17 protein-coding genes, 4 tRNA genes and 3 pseudogenes are annotated in these 18,943 nt (G+C 33.7%); 3 read left to right on the top strand and 21 right to left on the bottom strand.

All coding sequences use genetic code 11. The features are described from left to right. Positions 1–7 precede the first annotated feature (7 nt). The 7 genes and pseudogenes from V7024_RS17075 to V7024_RS17045 all read right to left on the bottom strand — a co-directional run bounded on the left by V7024_RS17075 (position 8) and on the right by V7024_RS17045 (position 4,704). A complete protein-coding gene (locus V7024_RS17075) occupies positions 8–724 on the bottom strand; it encodes a hypothetical protein (RefSeq protein ID WP_335522065.1) in 717 nt (238 codons plus the stop codon). Further along, positions 711–1,508 (bottom strand): hypothetical protein, encoded by a 798-nt coding sequence (locus V7024_RS17070; RefSeq protein WP_335522063.1) that lies wholly within the window; start codon positions 1,506–1,508, stop codon positions 711–713. Before V7024_RS17070 ends, V7024_RS17075 begins: the two co-directional genes overlap by 14 nt. An 86-nt stretch (positions 1,509–1,594) precedes the next feature. Beyond that, the gene (locus V7024_RS17065; RefSeq protein ID WP_335522061.1) at positions 1,595–1,996 is read right to left on the bottom strand and encodes a hypothetical protein; all 402 of its coding nucleotides are present in this window, start codon (positions 1,994–1,996) and stop codon (positions 1,595–1,597) included. 248 nt (positions 1,997–2,244) lie between these two features. Then, complete coding sequence (locus tag V7024_RS17060) at positions 2,245–2,337, bottom strand: DUF3967 domain-containing protein (protein WP_335522067.1); 93 nt, start codon at positions 2,335–2,337, stop codon at positions 2,245–2,247. Between the two features lie 588 nt (positions 2,338–2,925). Beyond that, positions 2,926–3,211: pseudogene (locus V7024_RS17055) on the bottom strand (transposase); the annotation flags it as partial. A gap of 140 nt (positions 3,212–3,351) precedes the next feature. After that, positions 3,352–4,077: a hypothetical protein gene (locus V7024_RS17050; RefSeq protein WP_335522060.1), complete on the bottom strand. Its 726-nt coding sequence runs from the start codon at positions 4,075–4,077 to the stop codon at positions 3,352–3,354. After that, entirely contained in the window at positions 4,078–4,704 is a 627-nt protein-coding gene (locus V7024_RS17045; protein ID WP_335522058.1) for a recombinase family protein, read from the bottom strand. Between the two features lie 170 nt (positions 4,705–4,874). On the opposite strand from V7024_RS17045, the gene V7024_RS17040 reads away from it, so the two are divergent. Together V7024_RS17040 and V7024_RS24460 are read left to right on the top strand one after the other, a co-directional pair. Next, complete coding sequence (locus V7024_RS17040) at positions 4,875–6,194, top strand: DUF4158 domain-containing protein (protein WP_438824478.1); 1,320 nt, start codon at positions 4,875–4,877, stop codon at positions 6,192–6,194. Continuing rightward, a pseudogene (locus V7024_RS24460) lies at positions 6,173–6,799 on the top strand (Tn3 family transposase); the annotation flags it as partial. The gene V7024_RS17040 and the pseudogene V7024_RS24460, both read left to right, overlap by 22 nt. Before the next feature lie 690 nt (positions 6,800–7,489). Here the strand turns inward: V7024_RS24460 and V7024_RS17035 are convergent. From V7024_RS17035 to V7024_RS17025, 3 genes are all read right to left on the bottom strand, one after another. Further along, the gene (locus V7024_RS17035; protein WP_335522056.1) at positions 7,490–7,861 is read right to left on the bottom strand and encodes an iron chaperone; all 372 of its coding nucleotides are present in this window, start codon (positions 7,859–7,861) and stop codon (positions 7,490–7,492) included. 457 nt (positions 7,862–8,318) lie between these two features. Continuing rightward, complete coding sequence (locus V7024_RS17030) at positions 8,319–8,507, bottom strand: helix-turn-helix transcriptional regulator (RefSeq protein ID WP_016102669.1); 189 nt, start codon at positions 8,505–8,507, stop codon at positions 8,319–8,321. After that, complete coding sequence (locus tag V7024_RS17025) at positions 8,497–8,838, bottom strand: hypothetical protein (protein ID WP_335522053.1); 342 nt, start codon at positions 8,836–8,838, stop codon at positions 8,497–8,499. Before V7024_RS17025 ends, V7024_RS17030 begins: the two co-directional genes overlap by 11 nt. A 172-nt stretch (positions 8,839–9,010) precedes the next feature. Between V7024_RS17025 and V7024_RS17020 the strand changes: the two are divergent. Next, positions 9,011–9,238 (top strand): annotated as a pseudogene (locus V7024_RS17020) (IS4 family transposase); the annotation flags it as partial. A 204-nt stretch (positions 9,239–9,442) separates the two neighbouring features. Here V7024_RS17020 and V7024_RS17015 read toward each other — a convergent pair. From V7024_RS17015 to V7024_RS16965, 11 genes are all read right to left on the bottom strand, one after another. After that, the gene (locus tag V7024_RS17015; protein ID WP_335522051.1) at positions 9,443–9,616 is read right to left on the bottom strand and encodes a Fe3+ hydroxamate ABC transporter substrate-binding protein; all 174 of its coding nucleotides are present in this window, start codon (positions 9,614–9,616) and stop codon (positions 9,443–9,445) included. A gap of 592 nt (positions 9,617–10,208) precedes the next feature. Next, entirely contained in the window at positions 10,209–12,011 is a 1,803-nt protein-coding gene (glmS, locus tag V7024_RS17010) for a glutamine--fructose-6-phosphate transaminase (isomerizing) (protein ID WP_335522049.1), read from the bottom strand. A 485-nt stretch (positions 12,012–12,496) separates the two neighbouring features. Beyond that, positions 12,497–13,843, bottom strand: coding sequence for a phosphoglucosamine mutase (gene glmM / locus V7024_RS17005; protein ID WP_335522047.1), 1,347 nt, complete (start codon positions 13,841–13,843; stop codon positions 12,497–12,499). A 2-nt stretch (positions 13,844–13,845) separates the two neighbouring features. Next, the gene (locus V7024_RS17000) at positions 13,846–15,159 is read right to left on the bottom strand and encodes a CdaR family protein (RefSeq protein ID WP_335522045.1); all 1,314 of its coding nucleotides are present in this window, start codon (positions 15,157–15,159) and stop codon (positions 13,846–13,848) included. Next, the gene (cdaA, locus tag V7024_RS16995) at positions 15,152–15,976 is read right to left on the bottom strand and encodes a diadenylate cyclase CdaA (protein ID WP_020060807.1); all 825 of its coding nucleotides are present in this window, start codon (positions 15,974–15,976) and stop codon (positions 15,152–15,154) included. The genes V7024_RS17000 and cdaA overlap by 8 nt, the downstream gene beginning before the upstream one ends. 212 nt (positions 15,977–16,188) lie before the next feature. Beyond that, entirely contained in the window at positions 16,189–17,082 is an 894-nt protein-coding gene (rocF, locus tag V7024_RS16990; protein WP_335522042.1) for an arginase, read from the bottom strand. Between the two features lie 157 nt (positions 17,083–17,239). Continuing rightward, on the bottom strand, positions 17,240–18,391 hold the full coding sequence (locus V7024_RS16985) for a glycerate kinase (protein ID WP_335522040.1): 1,152 nt from the start codon (positions 18,389–18,391) through the stop codon (positions 17,240–17,242). A gap of 237 nt (positions 18,392–18,628) precedes the next feature. After that, positions 18,629–18,701: transfer RNA gene (locus tag V7024_RS16980), tRNA-Ala, on the bottom strand. Between the two features lie 4 nt (positions 18,702–18,705). Next, positions 18,706–18,780, bottom strand: a tRNA-Gly gene (locus tag V7024_RS16975). Between the two features lie 5 nt (positions 18,781–18,785). Next, positions 18,786–18,861, bottom strand: a tRNA-Lys gene (locus tag V7024_RS16970). Between the two features lie 5 nt (positions 18,862–18,866). Beyond that, positions 18,867–18,941: transfer RNA gene (locus tag V7024_RS16965), tRNA-Gln, on the bottom strand. Between the last annotated feature and the right edge of the window lie 2 nt (positions 18,942–18,943).

Genomic DNA, 18,943 nt, shown 5'->3' with positions numbered 1-18,943 from the left:
AGAAATGTCATGATAAATATTCCTTTTTCATAGAAAATAAATAAAATACACTAACTAATATTAAAACTACTCCAATTAAAGAAAAAATCCCAAAGTAATGAGCTAAGATAGACTGATCTATACTCACTTCAAAAGATTTACCCCAAAATAAAGATAATTTAAATTTACTACTTAAATAATTTTCAATAAATGAAATAAATAATGTAACTATGAAAGCTATAAAACGATTATTTGTTAATACTTTTACAATTAACCATATTAAACATATACATACTAATCCTAACAATATAGACATGTATAATTGACTAATAAAAAACACATAAACATCATCTATATACCTATCATTATAAATATAAAAAATATTAGTCAAACTCATAACCACTATGAAAAATAAAAGAAAAGTTAATAACACTAAAAAAGTATTTATTAATCCTATTACAAATTCATAACTTTTTCTTCTATATGCAACAATTTCATTTAAACCAGTTGATTGAAAAATACCTAATTGCAACAATACTATAGGAATAAAAATATATAAATACATATACCTATCTTGAATTATTTCTATAATATTGAAAAAATCTATTGTCTCATGCAATTTTATTTGATGAAAAAAAGAATACTCAATAAAACCACTTAATAATAAAAAACAAAAAAGATTCATCTTCCAAGAAGACCAAAACTTTATAAACTGATTTATAAACAAACGATTAATTAATATCATAAGATTTAACTCCAACAAAATATATTACACAAGACACCAAAAATAAAATAATTCCTACACCAAAAACAATCCATATATTAATAGGTAAAACATTCGCATTTTCCGGTAAAAAGAAGAAAGGTGTTATTGCTTTTTCAGAAAAAATAAGCATATTTATAACTAATAACCCAATCTGTACTATAAATCCACCTACAAGAACAATAAACTTATTCTTTATCCAAAAAGAAATACTTAAAGAAAAGACAGCAAAAATACCTCCAAATATAGAGCAAATTAAGATATTTAACATCATATGAATAAAAGGATGATTATAATACAAATCAACTAATATTGTCGCACCACTATTCATTCCAATATTTCTATTAACAATTTCATCAGGTAACAAATTAGGTAAAAATAAAAAACTTCCTAAAGCATTTACCAATAACGAAATAGCTATTACAATAGATCCAATTAAAAAAGTTACTACAAATAACCCTGAAAAATATTTTTTCTTAGTAGTCTTTATTAAAATTATATTAAGAAGGCCACTTTCTTTATCATCTTTAAAAAGAGTTGATACAGGTAAACTTGAAATTAATGGTAAAATCAAGAAAAATAAAATAGGAATAACACTTGTAAAACTTGCAGACATCCACGAAGTATAGGGGGTAAATATAATATTATTAAATTTCATCAATGGAATAACATTTATTATTAAATGTGTAAATGAAAGAATCAAACCTATAAAAAGAGCATAATAAAAATAACTTCTTTTTACACGTAAAAACCAAAATTGTATCATTATTTTTATATCCTTTCTAAAATCATAAGGTAAGGGAACCATTAAAATTAATTAATCATTAATAAAATAAATAATAGCAAACAATATTAAATACTGTCAGGACTCCAAACACCAGATGATGTTCCGTTCCAATATCTTGATGAATCAATTCTTACCGAGATACCATAATCATACCATTCTACAGCCATATTATATAATTTTGTTTTATCACCTGCTTGTACTTTATATGAATGTCCATCAGAAACATCTCGACCATCATATAAAGCAGCCCAAATATTCATATAACCAATACCATCTGTTTCTTGAACGTAATTATAATAAGCTGTTTTATTTTCTTTCTTTCTAGCTGGAGTATGATCATATGGACTATCCCATTGATAAACATTACTCCAGTCTGTATCTCCTGTATTAGCCGCTAATGTAGGAACTGCAGAACCAAGAATTGCAAAAGAAAGACCTAACATACATAATTTTTTAATTTTTTTCATTTAAAATTCTTCCCTTCTAGTTCCCTTACCAAAAGCTAGTATATTATTGTTTTATTGTTATATTATTTTTTTATATATATCCGAATTTTCTTTCTCTTTTATTTAACCTAATGTAATACTTTAAATAAAGTTCTAATAAATTATATAAAAATAATAAAATAACAGTAGCGAAGGAATGCTTGTAAACTGACCTATACTGCATTTCCTTATTCTATGTATGCTATATTTCTATTCTTCTTTTTCCGACATTATGACTTCCAAAATTGCCGCCACTTTTTTTCTTGAACCGCTACCAATAACTTTTTTGTTTCTTGTATCTCCCGTACATGTTTCATAAGCACTTGATCTTGTTCTTTTAATCCTTGCAAAATGAATTGCTCACTGCCTAGCAACTCTTTTTTTACTACAAAACTATTTGCTTAGACTATAAATATAAAAGAAATAAATAATATTTTTTTATTTACAAAATACTATTTCTTTTACCTCTTATAACATGCGAAAACTGGATACGTTTATTAAAACACTATATTTTTTCGGTATAAATTGATAAAAGTCGACAATAATATATCAATATTCTTACGTAAGGACTTTAGGATATAAAAATGATTATATTAACAAAATCCTTTCTTTATAAAACATAAAAATTTTATTTTAATATTTGTATGTAAACTGTAATCATCCTAATTAAATAGGAAAAAATTAGGTGCATAAAACTTTTGTAATATAACATCATAATATTTCATATACCACATCCCATTATTTGGATATGCATAATTACATGAAAACAAGGGGTAATTACAGAATAATATAATCTATTTTTAATAATTTAACCCATATAACTTTTAATATTATTATCTGAATCAATTTCATAATGGTTTCTTTTCCACAGTTGGGTGGGCAGAATTTTAAAGGTATGTTTTTTGAAAATGCTAAGCGGCTTGATTCATGTCTTTCATTTTCTGATTGATACGATCTACCGCTAACTTCGAGGCGTTATAAACAAGCGTCACAAGGTCGATATCGGACATTTTTTAACTGAAAGAATTCTTTTAAGTATGCGTTCACTCGTTCGACAGCACTTCTTTGATTGTAAAGCTTTTTCCATGCTTCTGATCCACGACCCGGGGCGCTATATTTCCGAATATCTGTCTCCATTTTGATTTTAAAGACTTTTTGGCAAAGAGAATCTGTCGCTAATGGGCAAGTTTTACACTGGGGTACAGCCGAGATACGTGTAAAAATAGGTCATAGGCTCACTTTTATTTCCAATTACGTTTTTTATTTTTTGGTTTTGTTAAATTATATTGTTGATAATTGAGATATAAAAATAACTTATCAATAGGATAAGTCATTTTTCAATTTCCAGTTCGGCTATTTATTATTCTCAGGGATCTTTTAGCTTCATTTCTTATAATCGGCTGACCATCATTTTTTTCGATGGCCAAAAGAGTGTGAATAACATTGATATCGTTAAAACTTTCAAAAGCTCTAACCAATTTCCAGCGAGTAATATCATCATTGAAATTGGTCTTTAAACATAGTAAAAGTGCATCGATAATTTGATAGTTTGAATGTAGTTTTTGGTAAAAACACATAAACCCTATTGCATCAATGACCTCTCTAATTGCAAGAGTATTATTTGTCTTTAGTACATCCAATAAAACTGGTAGAATCTCTTTTTTCATATGAGCTAAAGTTCTGGCGATAATGTCCCTCGGCAAAGGATAACTTTTCTTATTGAAACCATTAGTAGGTAATACTTTATGTTGATTATTGCCTATCTGCCCTAAATATTCGACCATAATCTTAGCAGACTGAACATTACCTTTTGAAAGTGCGTCACATAATTCAATTTTTGTATAAAGTTTGTTTTCTTGTGTAAGAGTTTGAAGAAACAAACGAATCAAATCATCTTTTAAATCTTTTTTCTCTGATAGTAATTTTATAGCGATAGTTCTTTTATATGCTTCTTTTGATTTAATCATTTCTAATAATTCAAGCTTTGAGTGATTATTATAGTGCTGTAAATCTTCAAATGTAATTTTCCCACGACTTTTTAATTGAGAATCCGAACTTTTCATTTATACCTCCATATAACTGTCTGAATTAGATATGGCGTTCTTTATTCTATATACAGTTTGCCTAGTTATACCGTTTTCTTTTGCAATATGAGAAATGGCTTCGCCATTATTTAACATTTCAATTACTCGATTGTATACTAACCTTTTTTGAGGGTCCTTTGCTGTTGGAGAATAAAGAGTCGGTCTTCCTTTATAAACTCCTTTCTGTTTTGCTATTGAAATTCCTTGTGCTTGTCTCCTTTTCGTTTCTGTTCGTTCCTGTTCCGCAATCATAGCTAAGATTTGAACGATTAAATCTTTAATAAATTTATCTAATAAAGAATTTCCAATTGCTTCTGCCATAATAGGTAGGCTGGTAATAATTAACTTCACTTCTTTTCTTTTTAGGTAATTAACAGTTTGAATAATTTCATCATAATTACGCCCAAGTCTATCGATTGCTTCCACCATAAATGTATCTCCACTTCGAACAAATTTTAGCGCCTCTTGAAATGCTTCTCTATTATGAACAGATGAACCAGATTTTTGTTCCGTGAATATTTTTTCCGCTCCAAATTCTTTTAATATCTGTATTTGTCTATTTAAATTTTGATCTAAAGTTGAAACTCTAGCATAAGCAATTTTCATTTTTAAAAATCCACCTCATTTTCTAACTAATTATCATACAGTTAGAACCGAGTGTTTTCAATAACTAACCAATGGGTGATTAGGGTCTACCCATAATAGACAAAGACAGCCTCTTTATCGTAAGATGAAAGAGGCGGCAACCACCTTTGGTGTAATTCTAACTAGGAGCAATGAGATTGACTTCAGTTGAACGTACAGCGTATCCCAGATTTAAACAAAACTTAACTAAGAAAGAACTTGCAGCAATTTATACGATTACGCATGAAGAAAATATATTTGCACATCGTGTAGCACGTGGAGAGAGTTCAGTTTTTATTTGTTTAGTCATGTTAAAGTCTTTTCAACGATTAGGCTACTTTCCACGTCCTAAGGATATTCCACCGATGGTGCTTCAACATATTCGATCATGTCTTAATATATCTGATGAAATAGAACTTAAATTTAATCCAAAAGTGATGTATCGACATCAAAAAGAAATTCGTCAATATTTGCAGGTATATGCATTTGGAAAAGATGCTTTGCATGTAGCTACAAAGGCTATCTATCATGCTTCTCATGTGATGGATCATCCTCCAGATTTAATTAATGTTACAATTGAAGAATTAATTAAAGAACGCTATGAATTGCCAGCATTCAGTACTTTAGATAGACTTGCTCGTCGTGTCCGGACACTGGTTAACAACCGATTGTGTCAAACAGTTATGACTCGTTTGTTAACACAAGAAAAACGTAAACTAGACGAATTACTTCGTACTTCGCAAGAAAATAAGCATTCTGGTTTTAATTATTTTAAAGAACTTCCTAAAAGTCCCTCGATTTCTCATATGAAAGAGCTACAAAACAAATTAGATTTTATTACATCTTTTATGTCGAACATCGGGGAACTATTAAAAGAGATTCCAAATTCTAAAAGTAAAAACTTTGCATCAGAAGCACTAGCTTTGGATGCAGCGGAAATAAAAGACTTTCGCATGGCCAAAAGGTATATGTTGTTATTGTCTGTTATTTATCGCTCACAAATTGTAACAAGAGATAATTTAATAGATATGTTCTTAAAAAGGATTGCTAGGATACATAAAAGGGGAAAAGAAAAACTAGCTCTTTTACAAGAACAACAACGTTCTATAAGTGAAAACCTTATTTCTATATTGAGTGAAGTTTTGCATACGACTCATACGTATGATGATACGAACATGATAGGAAGCAAAATAACGGAGTTATTTGAAGAAAAAGGCGGTATCGATTCTTTGCAACAAGATTGCTTATCCATTTCTGCGTATAACAGGAATAACTATCTTCCCTTATTAGAAAAGTTCTATAACAGTCACAGAAAGACTTTATTTCGATTGATTTCATTATTAAAATTGGATTCAACGACTCAGGATGATTCTCTTATAAAAGCTTTACAATTTTTGTTGCTAAATGAAAATCGAAGAGTAGAACAGCTTCCTACTAATCTTGATTTATCATTCGCAATTGGAAAGATTTAAAATTTTTCCGTCCAGATAAACATACACACTACAAACATATAGACCCTTTATTTAAAGATGTAATTGATTGGGGATTGATCGAAACACATTGGAAAGACTTATTCCAAGTGGTTGTTTCAATTAAAAAGGGAAAAATATTACCTTCTACGCTTCTTAGAAAATTAAGTAGTAATAGTAAGAAAAACCGATTATATCAAGCATTTCGAGAGCTTGGAAGAGTGATTCAAACAATCTTTCTTCTTCAGTATATTTCAGATATGAAATTATGTGAACAAATTACAGCTAGTACGAATAAAGTAGAAGCCTATAATGGTTTTTCAAAATGGTTGTTTTTTGGTGGCGATGGTATTATTACAGAAAACGATCCAATTGAACAGGAAAAGCGTATTAAATACAACGATTTAATTACCAATTCCGTAATTTTTCAAAATGTAGTGGATATCACTATGATTTTATGGCAACTAAAAAAAGAAGGCTATCGCTTTTCGCGCCAAGATTTAGAAACGCTAAGTCCTTATATGACTAGACATATAAAACGCTTTGGGGATTATGTAATTGATTTACAGAAAATTCCTCAACCAATAGAAGAAACGATCCCTATATAAGCTTAATAGGTCATAGTTAGAAATAAAAGTAAGTCTATGACCTATTTTTACACGTATCTCGGCTGTACCCCTAAAAGCCTTCACTTTATAGGTTAGCAAACCGCGGAAACTCAATGGCAAAATAAAGTGAAACTTTAATCAGTGGGGGTTTTTTCATCCCCCACTGATTATTAGTTGAACCAATCGGGCTTTTACGGGCAGTTTATCTCCCACCTAACTTCTTCAGAAAAGCGGAAGCGGCTCGCTCAGAATCGCAGGACGTTGGAGCACCCGACAAAGAGATGCTTTTTGCCTCGTCCGAGGGGGCGAAACGACCGGAGATTCTAGCCGCTAGAGCTAGACATTGCTTTCACCGAATTTTGAGGTGGGAGTATTACTGCCCGTTAATACGGGATAAAGGCTTTGGTACAGACGCTATGAACACTTTAATAAAATTAAACTGCAAGTGTTTAGTTTCAATACAAATGCAATTCGTTCATACGAAAAATGTCACTTTATAAAAGAAAATACTTTACGTAATGAAATTTTTAGATTTGGAAAATTCTATGACGTATATGTGTTTGGCTTATTAAGAGAAGATTGGAACGACCTACAAATTAATTAATTAAAAAAGCATTAATTCAAGTTTTCTTGGATTAATGCTTTTTTCCTACTCTTTATTAATTGACATAACATCAAAATATTCTTTTTTTATTTCCGCCAAAAAGTTGAACAGTCTGCCTTATCCAAAATATTAAACTCGATCATTTTCTCAAGTAATGTGAAATCAACCGGACTATCCCACTTGATACGCACCAACTGCTTGGTGTGATCATAGCCAGCCTGCACAATTTCATCAGAAAAATGATCAATTCCTGCCTTTTCAGGGGCAACAGCCAGATGATGTTTGGCTATGCTAAAACCAATAATAAATGTGCCATGATCGGTAAACATAGGCTGATTCCACGCAATTTTGGGCATTAAACTTGGAAATTTCTTAGCTATCCAATTCAAAACTTCCTCTGTTCGGTCCCGATGCCCAGGGTTATCAATACGCGCTAAATATTCTGCAAAAACTTCCATGTCATTCTCTCCTAAAATTAAAAATTATTTTTGAACGATGTAATTTATTTTTTTAACAACTTTATTGTCACTGCATACCAATTTCTATTCCTTAGCCTTCTTTAACCCACTTATCAACTTTATTGTCACTGCATACCAATTTCTATTCCTTAGCCTTCTTTAACCCACTTATCAACTTTAGATGTTCTCATTCTTTTAGACATAAAAAAACACCCCGTTAGATAATCATATCCAACGAGGTGAAACGGTACAACTAGAAAAACATTTAAACTTTTGTAGCTTTAGAATAAAGATTGATTAAAAAATTTCCTTCAACCTTAATTTATCAGCAAATGCAAAAACTCCATTTTGAAAAAAGATTGATCAAAATGGAGTTTCTTTTTTTTACTAAGTATGAGATTTTTATAAAAAAGTTTGATCATTTTTCACTGAGTTGTTCCACAAAAGCGCCCGATATCTATGGATTGAATATCTCGTCTACAGTAACATGTAAAACATCAGCCAACTTAAATGCCAATTTTAATGTTGGATCATAACGATCATTTTCTATTGCATTTACCGTTTGCCTTGTAACTCCGCATTTCTTGGCTAAGACTTCTTGAGTAAGCCCTTGTTGTTTACGAATTTCTAAGATTTTATTTTTCATGCACACTCATCCGTCGACTATACATCCAGTAATATACAAAGTAACTTAGCATCGCTATTAATAAATAAAGTAATTGTGGATATTTAAATTGGACCAGTGCTAAACGTTCATCATTTAAATGGAAGAAATCAAAAATAAAATTAATAACAAAAAATCCAAGCAGCAATAACCAACTGCTTACAATCGCTTTTTGTTTAATTAATTGTGAACGCTCATCATCCTTTGTTTTAACCCCACCATATTCATCTGTGCCAGTCACCCAACCTATGATAAAAAATATGATCAATCCAACTAAAAACGGAATAACCCATTTAACTAACAATCCTATCACCTCTTCAAAATGTAAAAAGTTCTTTCCATTAAACTTTACAGTAATGACTTTCTTATGTCAAAATCTTTTTACATAAAATCCGCGTATTACATTTTAATACAAGGGTTTTGTTCAAACTTTCTTATAAACGGTACGACTTTTTTATAAACAGTACAACTTTATTTCAAACCTACAGCGGGAGCTTAGTGAATATAAAGCAATATATATGATTAAAGACTATTTTTTCCTTCTGTTTCAAACTATCCAAAAAGACACCCAAGAGCTATCAAAAGTACTACTCCGCCTGTTCAACCTCTTACAGCAAAACGGGCGGAAATCTCATAGGTATGAGAAGAAAACAGTCTTTGATATATTAGGTGTCGTTTACAATTGTACCATGTCTGATAATCAAGCGGCTTAATTCAAAAAAATGAAATCCATTAGGGTTTATTTCGTATGCAAATCTTTAAATTCCCTACACGTAGCCTTTAGAAAAAGAAACAATCTCTACTATAATTGACGTTGTATGAGCTTAGCTTGATAGCGATGTGGCGGTACCCCTACATGAAATTTATATAAGAAAGATTAATAATTTCAATAAGAAAATCATTAAAAACAGCCCTGATTATATACTAAGTTTGTCTTTACAGTTCTCGCAAATAAATTTCCCCTCTAAATTTAAATAGGCTTTAATTTCTGCAAATCCTATTTTCTTAGGATATGGTACGATTACTAATGCTTGTTCGTCCTTTTTAATATCTTCCTTACAGTAGATACATTTCGGAACTATCAATGCCACTTTAATCCCCTCTTTCAACTGCTTTTTTTACACTATGCAAATATCAAAATATCCATACTTTTATTATACAAAACATTAACGTACAATTTTCTTTTTTTGATATGATGACCCCTTGTTGTGGTGTTTAAAATTTATAAACACATTTACAAGTATACTTGTAAGTAACTTTCATTTGAAATCCCAATAAAAAAAACTATTTTTAGGAAAAGATTATTCAAAACTCATTTAGAATTCTTTGATAGAAACGTCGCAACTTTCTTCAAAACTTCGCGACTTTATTACAAAGCAACACTTATCCACTTTTCAATTTCAGATGTTCTTTTTCTTTTAGACATAAAAACACCCCTTTAGATAATCATATCTAAAGGGGTAGAGCATCGCAACTTTTTTTAAAACGTCGCGACTTTATTCAAAACATCGCATCTTTTTTATAAACATCGCGACTTTATTTCAAATCCACAGATATCTCACGAGGTGATTTTTATCAAACTTTATTATAAATTATCAATCTTTTTTTAAAATTATCGAACTTTATTACAAATTATCAATCTTTATTCAAAAACTACAACTTTATTCCAAATCTACAAACCTCTTACTCAACAGTAACCGACTTAGCCAAGTTACGTGGTTTATCAACGTCACACTCACGGTGAAGTGCTGCATAGTATGAGATTAACTGTAATGGAATGATTACTGCAAGCGGTGCTAGTGCTTCGTGTACAGCTGGTACGATGAAGCGGTCGCCTTCCATTTCTAAGCCTTTCATTGCGATGATGCAAGGGTTTGCTCCGCGTGCTGCTACTTCTTTTACGTTACCGCGAATACCAAGGTTTACGTGCTCTTGCGTAGCAATTGCAATAACTGGTGTACCTTGTTCAATTAACGCGATTGTACCGTGTTTTAACTCTCCTCCAGCAAAGCCTTCCGCTTGGATGTAAGAGATTTCTTTTAGCTTTAATGCGCCTTCTAAACCAACGTAGAAGTCAACGCTGCGGCCAATGAAGAAACAGTTACGTGTTGTTGCTAAGTATTCTTTCGCAATTGCATCCATTTCTTCTTTTTGATCGCAAAGTACTTCCATTGCATTTGCAACAAGACCTAGTTCTTTGATTAAATCAAAGCCAATTGCTAAACCTTTTGCTTTTGCAATGTCAGCTGCTAAGATGGCAAGTACTGCAAGCTGTGCTGTATATGCTTTTGTAGAAGCTACAGCGATTTCCGGACCTGCATGTAATGGCAATGTATAATTCGCCTCACGAGATAGTGTAGAGCCTGGTACGTTCGTAATTGTTAATGCTTTATGTCCCATTTCATTTGTTTGCACAAGTACTGCGCGGCTATCGGCAGTTTCACCACTTTGTGAAATGTAAATGAAGAATGGTTTTTCTGTTAATAATGGCATGTTGTAAGAGAATTCACTTGCTACATGTACTTCTACTGGTACTTTTGCAAAACGTTCCATGAATTGTTTTCCAACAAGACCTGCATGATAACTCGTTCCACATGCGATGATATACACACGATCGCTTTCTAAAATTGCATTGCGAACTTCTGCATTAAGTTCAATTTCGCCATCTTCATTTTGATACTTTTGAATAATATTACGAATAACAAGTGGTTGCTCATCAATTTCTTTTAGCATGAAATGAGGATATGTTCCTTTTTCAATGTCACTTGCATCTAATTCTGCTGTAAATGGTGCACGATCAATCGTTTCACCTTGTAAATTTTGAATTGTAATCTTTTCTTTTGTTACAAAAACCATTTCTTTATCCATTAGTTCAATAAATTGGTCTGTAACTTGTAGCATTGCCATTGCATCACTTGCAACAACATTAAAGTTATCTCCAGTACCCACTAATAGCGGGCTTTTGTTTTTAGCAACATAAATCATGTCTGGGTTTTCTGAATCAAGTAATGCCAATGCATATGAACCGTGTAATAGTGTTAATGTTTTACGGAATGCTTCTTCTACCGTCAAACCTGTTTTCACTTGTTTTTCTACAAGCTGAACGATTACTTCTGTATCTGTTTCACTTACAAAGTTTACATCTTGAAGATATTCATTCTTTAATAACTCGTAGTTTTCAATTACACCGTTATGCACAAGGGTAAAGCGCTCTGTAGTGCTTCGGTGCGGATGTGCGTTCACCTGACTTGGAACACCATGAGTTGCCCAGCGTGTATGACCGATTCCCACGTTAGCTGCTACATTTTCATCCACGATTTCGCGAAGTTTTGCAATGCGGCCTTTTTCTTTAAATACAACAACACCGTTCGCTGCTTGCACTGCAATACCAGCTGAATCATATCCGCGGTATTCTAGCTTCTCTAACCCTTTTAATAAAATTTCCTTTGCATCTTGTTCCCCAATAAATCCTACGATTCCACACATAATTAGTCGCCGTTACAATATGCTTATGCTCTTTCATAAACATATAACGACATAGCCCGATCTTATTTTTGTATACAAAAAAAACGGATTTACATATCGCTAGCTTTGTAAGCTTGTAACGGCTTTCACCTTCCTCTCATTTTGGTTTCAGCCTGTATACTTCATACCGCTAGTGTAATCCGTTCTTTTTCTCTCATCACACTTTCACCTTTGTCTATTGAGTCGCCTCAATGCTTTAAGTAAAAGCTTTCGGTTGTGATGAACAACCGGGAGCCATCCGCCGAAATCTCGATAAACTCCTCCTCGTCAACTACATCACAGGTAGTTCTGGCGCTTCTTACTTCAATCTATTTTGCTGAGAAAAAGAACAAAATCATCTTATAACAAATGGAATAAACCGTCAATGAAATTTTTTCATTGTAGATAACAAATATATGCAAAAGGAGCACAAAATGTGCTCCTTTTTTGTAAAAAACATTCGGCTATTATTCAGCTCCAACTTCCGCTTTCACAACCTCTACAATACGACTTACGTATTGATCACAAAGATCTTGTGTTGGCGCCTCTGCCATAACACGAATCAATGGCTCTGTACCAGAAGGACGAACGAGAATACGACCGTCTCCATTCATCTCTTCTTCTACAACACGAATGATTTCTTTAATTTTTTCATTTTCTAACGCTTGTTTTTTATCTGTTACACGAACATTCACAAGTAATTGAGGGAACTTTTTCATTTCATTTGCAAGCTCAGATAATGACTTTTTCGTCATTTTCATAATGTTTACAAGTTGAAGTGCACTTAACATACCATCCCCAGTTGTAATGTAATCTAAGAAAATAATATGACCAGATTGTTCTCCGCCAAGGTTATAGCCACCACGTTTCATTTCTTCCATTACGTAACGGTCACCAACAGCTGTTTGATTACTTGTAATGCCATTCGCTTCTACCGTTTTATAAAAGCCTAAATTACTCATAACTGTTGAAACAACTGTATTATGTTTTAACTTTCCAGATCCGCTCATATATTTCGCGCAAATGTACATAATTTGATCGCCATCTACAACATTTCCTTTTTCATCAACAGCAATTAAACGGTCACCATCTCCGTCAAATGCTAAACCAACATCAGCACCTTTTTCTTTCACAAACGCAGCTAATACCTCAGGATGCGTAGAACCTACACCATCGTTAATATTCATGCCGTTTGGCGATGTTCCCATTGTTGAAATGTCAGCTTCTAAATCAGCAAACAAATACGGTGCTAGAGAAGATGTTGCACCGTGTGCGCAATCTAACGCAATATGTACGCCAGAGAAATCTTCATCTACAGTTTGTTTAATGTATTGTAAGTATTTTTGTCCGCCTTCAAAATAGTCATTTACTTGGCCTAAAGCTGTACCAACAGGACGTGGAAGTTCATCTACTTCTTTATCTAATAACGCTTCAATTTCTGCCTCTTGCTCGTCTGTTAATTTAAAACCGTCTGGACCAAAAAACTTAATTCCATTATCTTGTACAGGGTTATGAGATGCAGAAATCATCACACCAGCTTGTGCATCTAACGCTTTCGTTAAATAAGCAACCCCAGGAGTAGAAATAACACCAAGGCGCATTACTTCTGCCCCAATTGATAATAGTCCAGCTACTAAAGCACCTTCTAACATATGTCCAGACACACGTGTATCACGGCCAATAATGACTTTTGGACGCTCTGTATTTTTCGTTAATACATAACCACCAAATCGACCAATCTTAAATGCTAATTCAGGCGTTAATTCTTCATTCGCAACACCTCGTACGCCGTCAGTACCAAAATATTTTCCCATTGCTATTCGCTCCTTTTTTCTTGCTCATTTCCTTTATTCGTTGGCTGCTCTGGCTGCCCTTGTACTTCATGCCCTGTATCTTGCTTCTTTGCAAGCTCTACTTTCGCATTTTTTTGTTTTAATTCTAATGTGACATTATTGGGACCACTAATTTGAATCGGAACGTCATGTGTTCCTGCACTCATATTTCCTACATTAATTGATGCTTTAATCTGATCCGCGCTTATCTTTTCTATAATACTTGCATCCCCAGAAACATCAACACTAATTTTTCCATTTTGTGGATCAGAAAATTTCATTGTTAATAAATCTGATAACCCATTCACCTGTAAAGGAATGTCAGTTATTGTTTTTCGCTGTTGCTTTTGTACCTCAACTGTCACTTTTACTTGGCTAGGATCCGACTTTGTAACACCTTTAGGCAAAGAAACAGAGGCATCGAAGGTAGTTGACTCTGTAATTTTACTTAAGTCGACTTCGATGCCCTCAAGAGATGTAATATTATCAAGTACGTCTTTCGAACCATAAATCTCCACTTCACTCGGTTCAACTTTTATACTCGTTACAGTTATACCTTCTTGTAAACTTCCCTTTTTCGTGACGCCTAGGGAAACTGTTTTTTCAGGTGATGAAACTGGTACAGTAACATTGACAGTAGAAGAACCTGTTTTCAAATCTAACTGATTCCCGTCTTTATCATACAATACAATTTTTGCTTCTTTTGTCACTGTTTTGTTAACACCTTTCAAGTCAACATATGCCCGCACAAGAGAAATTTGTGAAAGTTCCTCTGTTGTACCGGCTACTTCTACAGTGCCCGGTTTAACAATCGGTTTATCTATAACCGTTCCTTTCTGCACTTGATTCTCATTTAAATATTTCACTTCTACAGGAAAGGATTTTACTTCTTTCTTTTTAATAGTAACTTGTATTTTCACTGGCTGAACTTTTAAATGTAAATTATTCGGAACTCCGCTATATTTTAAAGGAATTTCATATGTTCCCGGGGTATAACCACGTAAATTAACAAATACCTCAAACTGTCGTTTCACTTTAGCTGCCGCTACAACGTTATTTTGCCCTTCAAGTGTGACGCTGACTTTTTCAGGAATTCCACTTACAATATACTTATCTTCATCATAATATGCAGATACCGGAACTCCAGATATTGTTTCTGTTGTATCTCCTACTGGAAAAGGCGATGGATTAAAATTATCTGATGCATTTTTATCTATGTTTGTTGACATGTAGAGCATAATTGCTAATAATAATGCAATTCCTCTTAAAAACCAATGATTATCCATTAACTTATCCATGACGTTTTCTCCTCCAATTCCATAAAGACGAAGAAGACTGTTTTACATTTCCGCCTAACTCTTTCATAAGCAGTTCTTTTAATTGTTCACTTTTTAAATCACGATGTAACTCACCGTTTTTTGTTAAAGAAATGTGTCCTGTTTCTTCTGATACAACAATTGTTAAGCTATCTGTTACTTCACTTACACCCATTGCCGCACGATGACGTGTTCCCAATTCTTTAGAAATGAACGGGCTTTCTGATAATGGTAAATAACAAGCAGCTGCTCTAATAATATTTCCTTGCATAATTACGGCACCATCATGCAGCGGAGTATTTGGTATAAAAATATTAATTAATAACTCTGATGAAATATTTGCATTTAGCGGGATTCCTGTTTCAACATAATCCCCCATACCAGTTTCTCTCGCCATTGTAATAAGTGCACCAATACGACGTTTTCCCATATATTCTGTTGCCTTTACAACAGCATTTACAACCGACTCATGTTCATTTTCCTCTTGATTGCCTCCACGTGAAAATAAACTTCCCCGTCCAAGCTGCTCAAGAGCACGTCTTAACTCTGGTTGGAAAATGATAATAATCGCTAAAAATCCCCAAGTTAACGCTTGATCCATAAGCCATTGTAGTGTATGCAACTCAAAGAAATTACTTAAAATACGAACAATAATGATTACTGTAATTCCTTTTAAAAGCTGAACAGCTTTTGTACCACGGATTACAAGAATCAATTTATATATAACAAACCACACAAGGGCTATATCTACTATAGTGCTGAGATATTTAAAAATAACATTTATATCTCCAAAAGGCATTCTGACCCTTCCTCCATCTATATGTAATTTACAACAACAAATTAATTATAACATACATTATACGAACCACAATTTCAAACCACATTTCTAGACCTGACATGCAATCGTTAGATGTCAGACTTTAAGAAATAATTATAAATATAACGTGCCGTTGTATCTTTATTTTAAAGTAAAAAAAGCAGCTTTTCAGCTGCTTTTTCGATTTTTAAAAATTATTTCAACTTTTCACCAAATAAAGAACCCATTAACGATACAGCTGCAATTGCAGTTTTATTTTTTTCATCTAAAATTGGATTCACTTCCACAAATTCAGCAGATGTAATCATACCAGACTCCGCTAACATTTCCATTGCTAAATGACTTTCACGATACGATAAACCACCAGCAACCGGTGTACCCACGCCAGGTGCATCATGTGGATCAAGGCCATCTAAATCTAAAGATAAATGTACGCCATCTGTATGTGATAAGTATGCCATTGTTTCTTCCATAACCGCTGTCATTCCCATGCGATCAATTTCATGCATAGTGAAAACTTTAATACCTTCTTTACGAATAAACTCTTTCTCTCCATCATCTAAAGAACGAGCACCGATAATAACTACATTTTCTTTTTTCACTTTCGGATACTCACCATATAAATTAACAAGTGATGGATGACCATGTCCTAAACTTGCAGCTAATGACATACCATGAATGTTCCCAGATGGAGATGTTTCCTCTGTATTTAAATCTCCATGTGCATCGTACCAAATCACACCAAGATTTTTATAATGTTTCGCAATACCAGCAAGCGTTCCAATTGCAATGCTATGATCGCCGCCTAATACAAGTGGAAAGCTTTTCTTCTCAATAATGCTATCAACTTTACTTGCTAGCTCATGACATACTTTTACAACTTGTTCAAGATTTCGTAATTTTTCATTTTCATTTATTTGAACTTCTCTTTCAATACATATATCCCCTAAGTCTTCTACGTTATATCCTATATTTTCAATTCTTTCAGCAACTCCAGCATAACGAATCGCGCTCGCACCCATATCAACACCACGGCGCATTTGTCCTAAATCCATTGGTACTCCCACAATTGAAATTTCTTTCTTCATAGATGATTCCCCCTTTTATGCTTTCACTAAATATTTTAAATCTTTTATATTATCTGACTCAACTCAACATTTTTTTGTATTTATATACACTTAATACAACACAAAGAAGCAATAAATTAAGACTTTCTCACTAAAACATGCATAAAAAAAACGCCCCTTACAAGTAGGGACGTTTTTGTAATCCTAGTTTCCATACAGCCGCAATATTTCGTGCTGTTGTAAAAATATTTTCTTTTCCCAATTTATAAGCTTCTTCTAATGTCATTGCTCCTGAAACGATACTAAATACAGCATCAATGCCTTCTTCATAAATAGGGGTATGATTTGGATGAACAGCTCCGGCAATCGCAATAACAGGAAGATTACGCTCTTTAGCTCGTTTTGCTACTCCTATAGGCGCTTTTCCATAGACTGTCTGTTCATCAATTCTTCCTTCTCCTGTAATCACTAAATCTGCATCTTGCAAATGAGCATTAAAATTCGTGTAATCAAGTACAATATCAATACCTTTTCTAAGCGTACCATGTAAAAAAGCAACAATTGCCGCTCCAAGTCCTCCGGCAGCACCTGCTCCTGAAACAAATTCGATATCAACATGAAGAGTTTGTTTAATTAATCGAGCGTAATGCCTCAAATTACAATCTAACCGCTCTATCATCTCGTCTGTAGCCCCTTTTTGTCTTCCAAATATAAACGATGCCCCTGTCACTCCTGTTAAGGGATTCGCAACGTCACAAGCTGCCTCAATTTTAACCCGTGCTAAACGAGAATCTAACTGTGATATATCAAAATATGTAATACGATCTAAATTTCCTCCATTTGGCTCTATAGCACAATTATTGCTATCAAAAAAACCGACACCTAACGCGGATAGCATTCCTGCTCCTCCATCGTTTGTAGCACTTCCTCCAAGTCCTAAAATGATGCGACGGACCCCTTGCTGTAATGCGTGTAAAATGAGTTCTCCCGTCCCTCTTGTTGTCGTTGAAAGTGGATTCCTTTTCTCAAGTGGAACATGATGTAAACCAGAAGCAGCTGCCATTTCAATAAAAGCAGTCTGTTTATCCGAAGAAAGGCCGTAAAATCCTTCTACTACGTTTCCTAATGGACCTGTCACAGGAAGATTCACGATTTCCCCTTGCGTTGCATCAACAAGTGCTTGTACTGTCCCTTCTCCGCCATCTGCAATAGGAATTCTTATATACTCTGCCTCTGGGTATATAGAGCGAAATCCTTTTTCTACTGCTTCACATACTTCCAAAGCCGTTAAACTTTCTTTATATGAATCAGACGCAATAATAATCTTCACATGAAATAACTCCCTTCATCTTCAATATTAAAGTTGAAGTCATCAAAAATATATAAATTAAAATTAAAAAACCTTTCTTTCTTTGGAAGGCAAGAGCATCTGGACATGCATAGAAGCGGTCAGGACCTCTTTCTACCGCATGCAAGGGTTAAAACAAATGGAGAAAGCAAGTGTAGGTCATATATAAACAAAAAAAGCTTGAAGTCTATTATTCGACTTCAAGCTTTTTTAACTATATGGAGCCTAGCGGGATCGAACCGCTGACCTCCTGCGTGCAAGGCAGGCGCTCTCCCAGCTGAGCTAAGGCCCCAAGTTGGAGCGGAAGACGGGATTCGAACCCGCGACCCCAACCTTGGCAAGGTTGTATTCTACCACTGAACTACTTCCGCAAAAATGGTGAGCCATGAAGGACTCGAACCTTCGACCCTCTGATTAAAAGTCAGATGCTCTACCAACTGAGCTAATGGCTCTTAAATGGCTGGGCTAGCTGGATTCGAACCAGCGCATGACGGAGTCAAAGTCCGTTGCCTTACCGCTTGGCTATAGCCCATT

This window comes from Bacillus sp. JJ864 (assembly GCF_036963045.1).
Classification (GTDB): domain Bacteria; phylum Bacillota; class Bacilli; order Bacillales; family Bacillaceae_G; genus Bacillus_A; species Bacillus_A pseudomycoides_C.
Note: the sequence above shows the minus strand (reverse complement) of the source record. Positions and strands in the feature narration are given on the sequence as shown.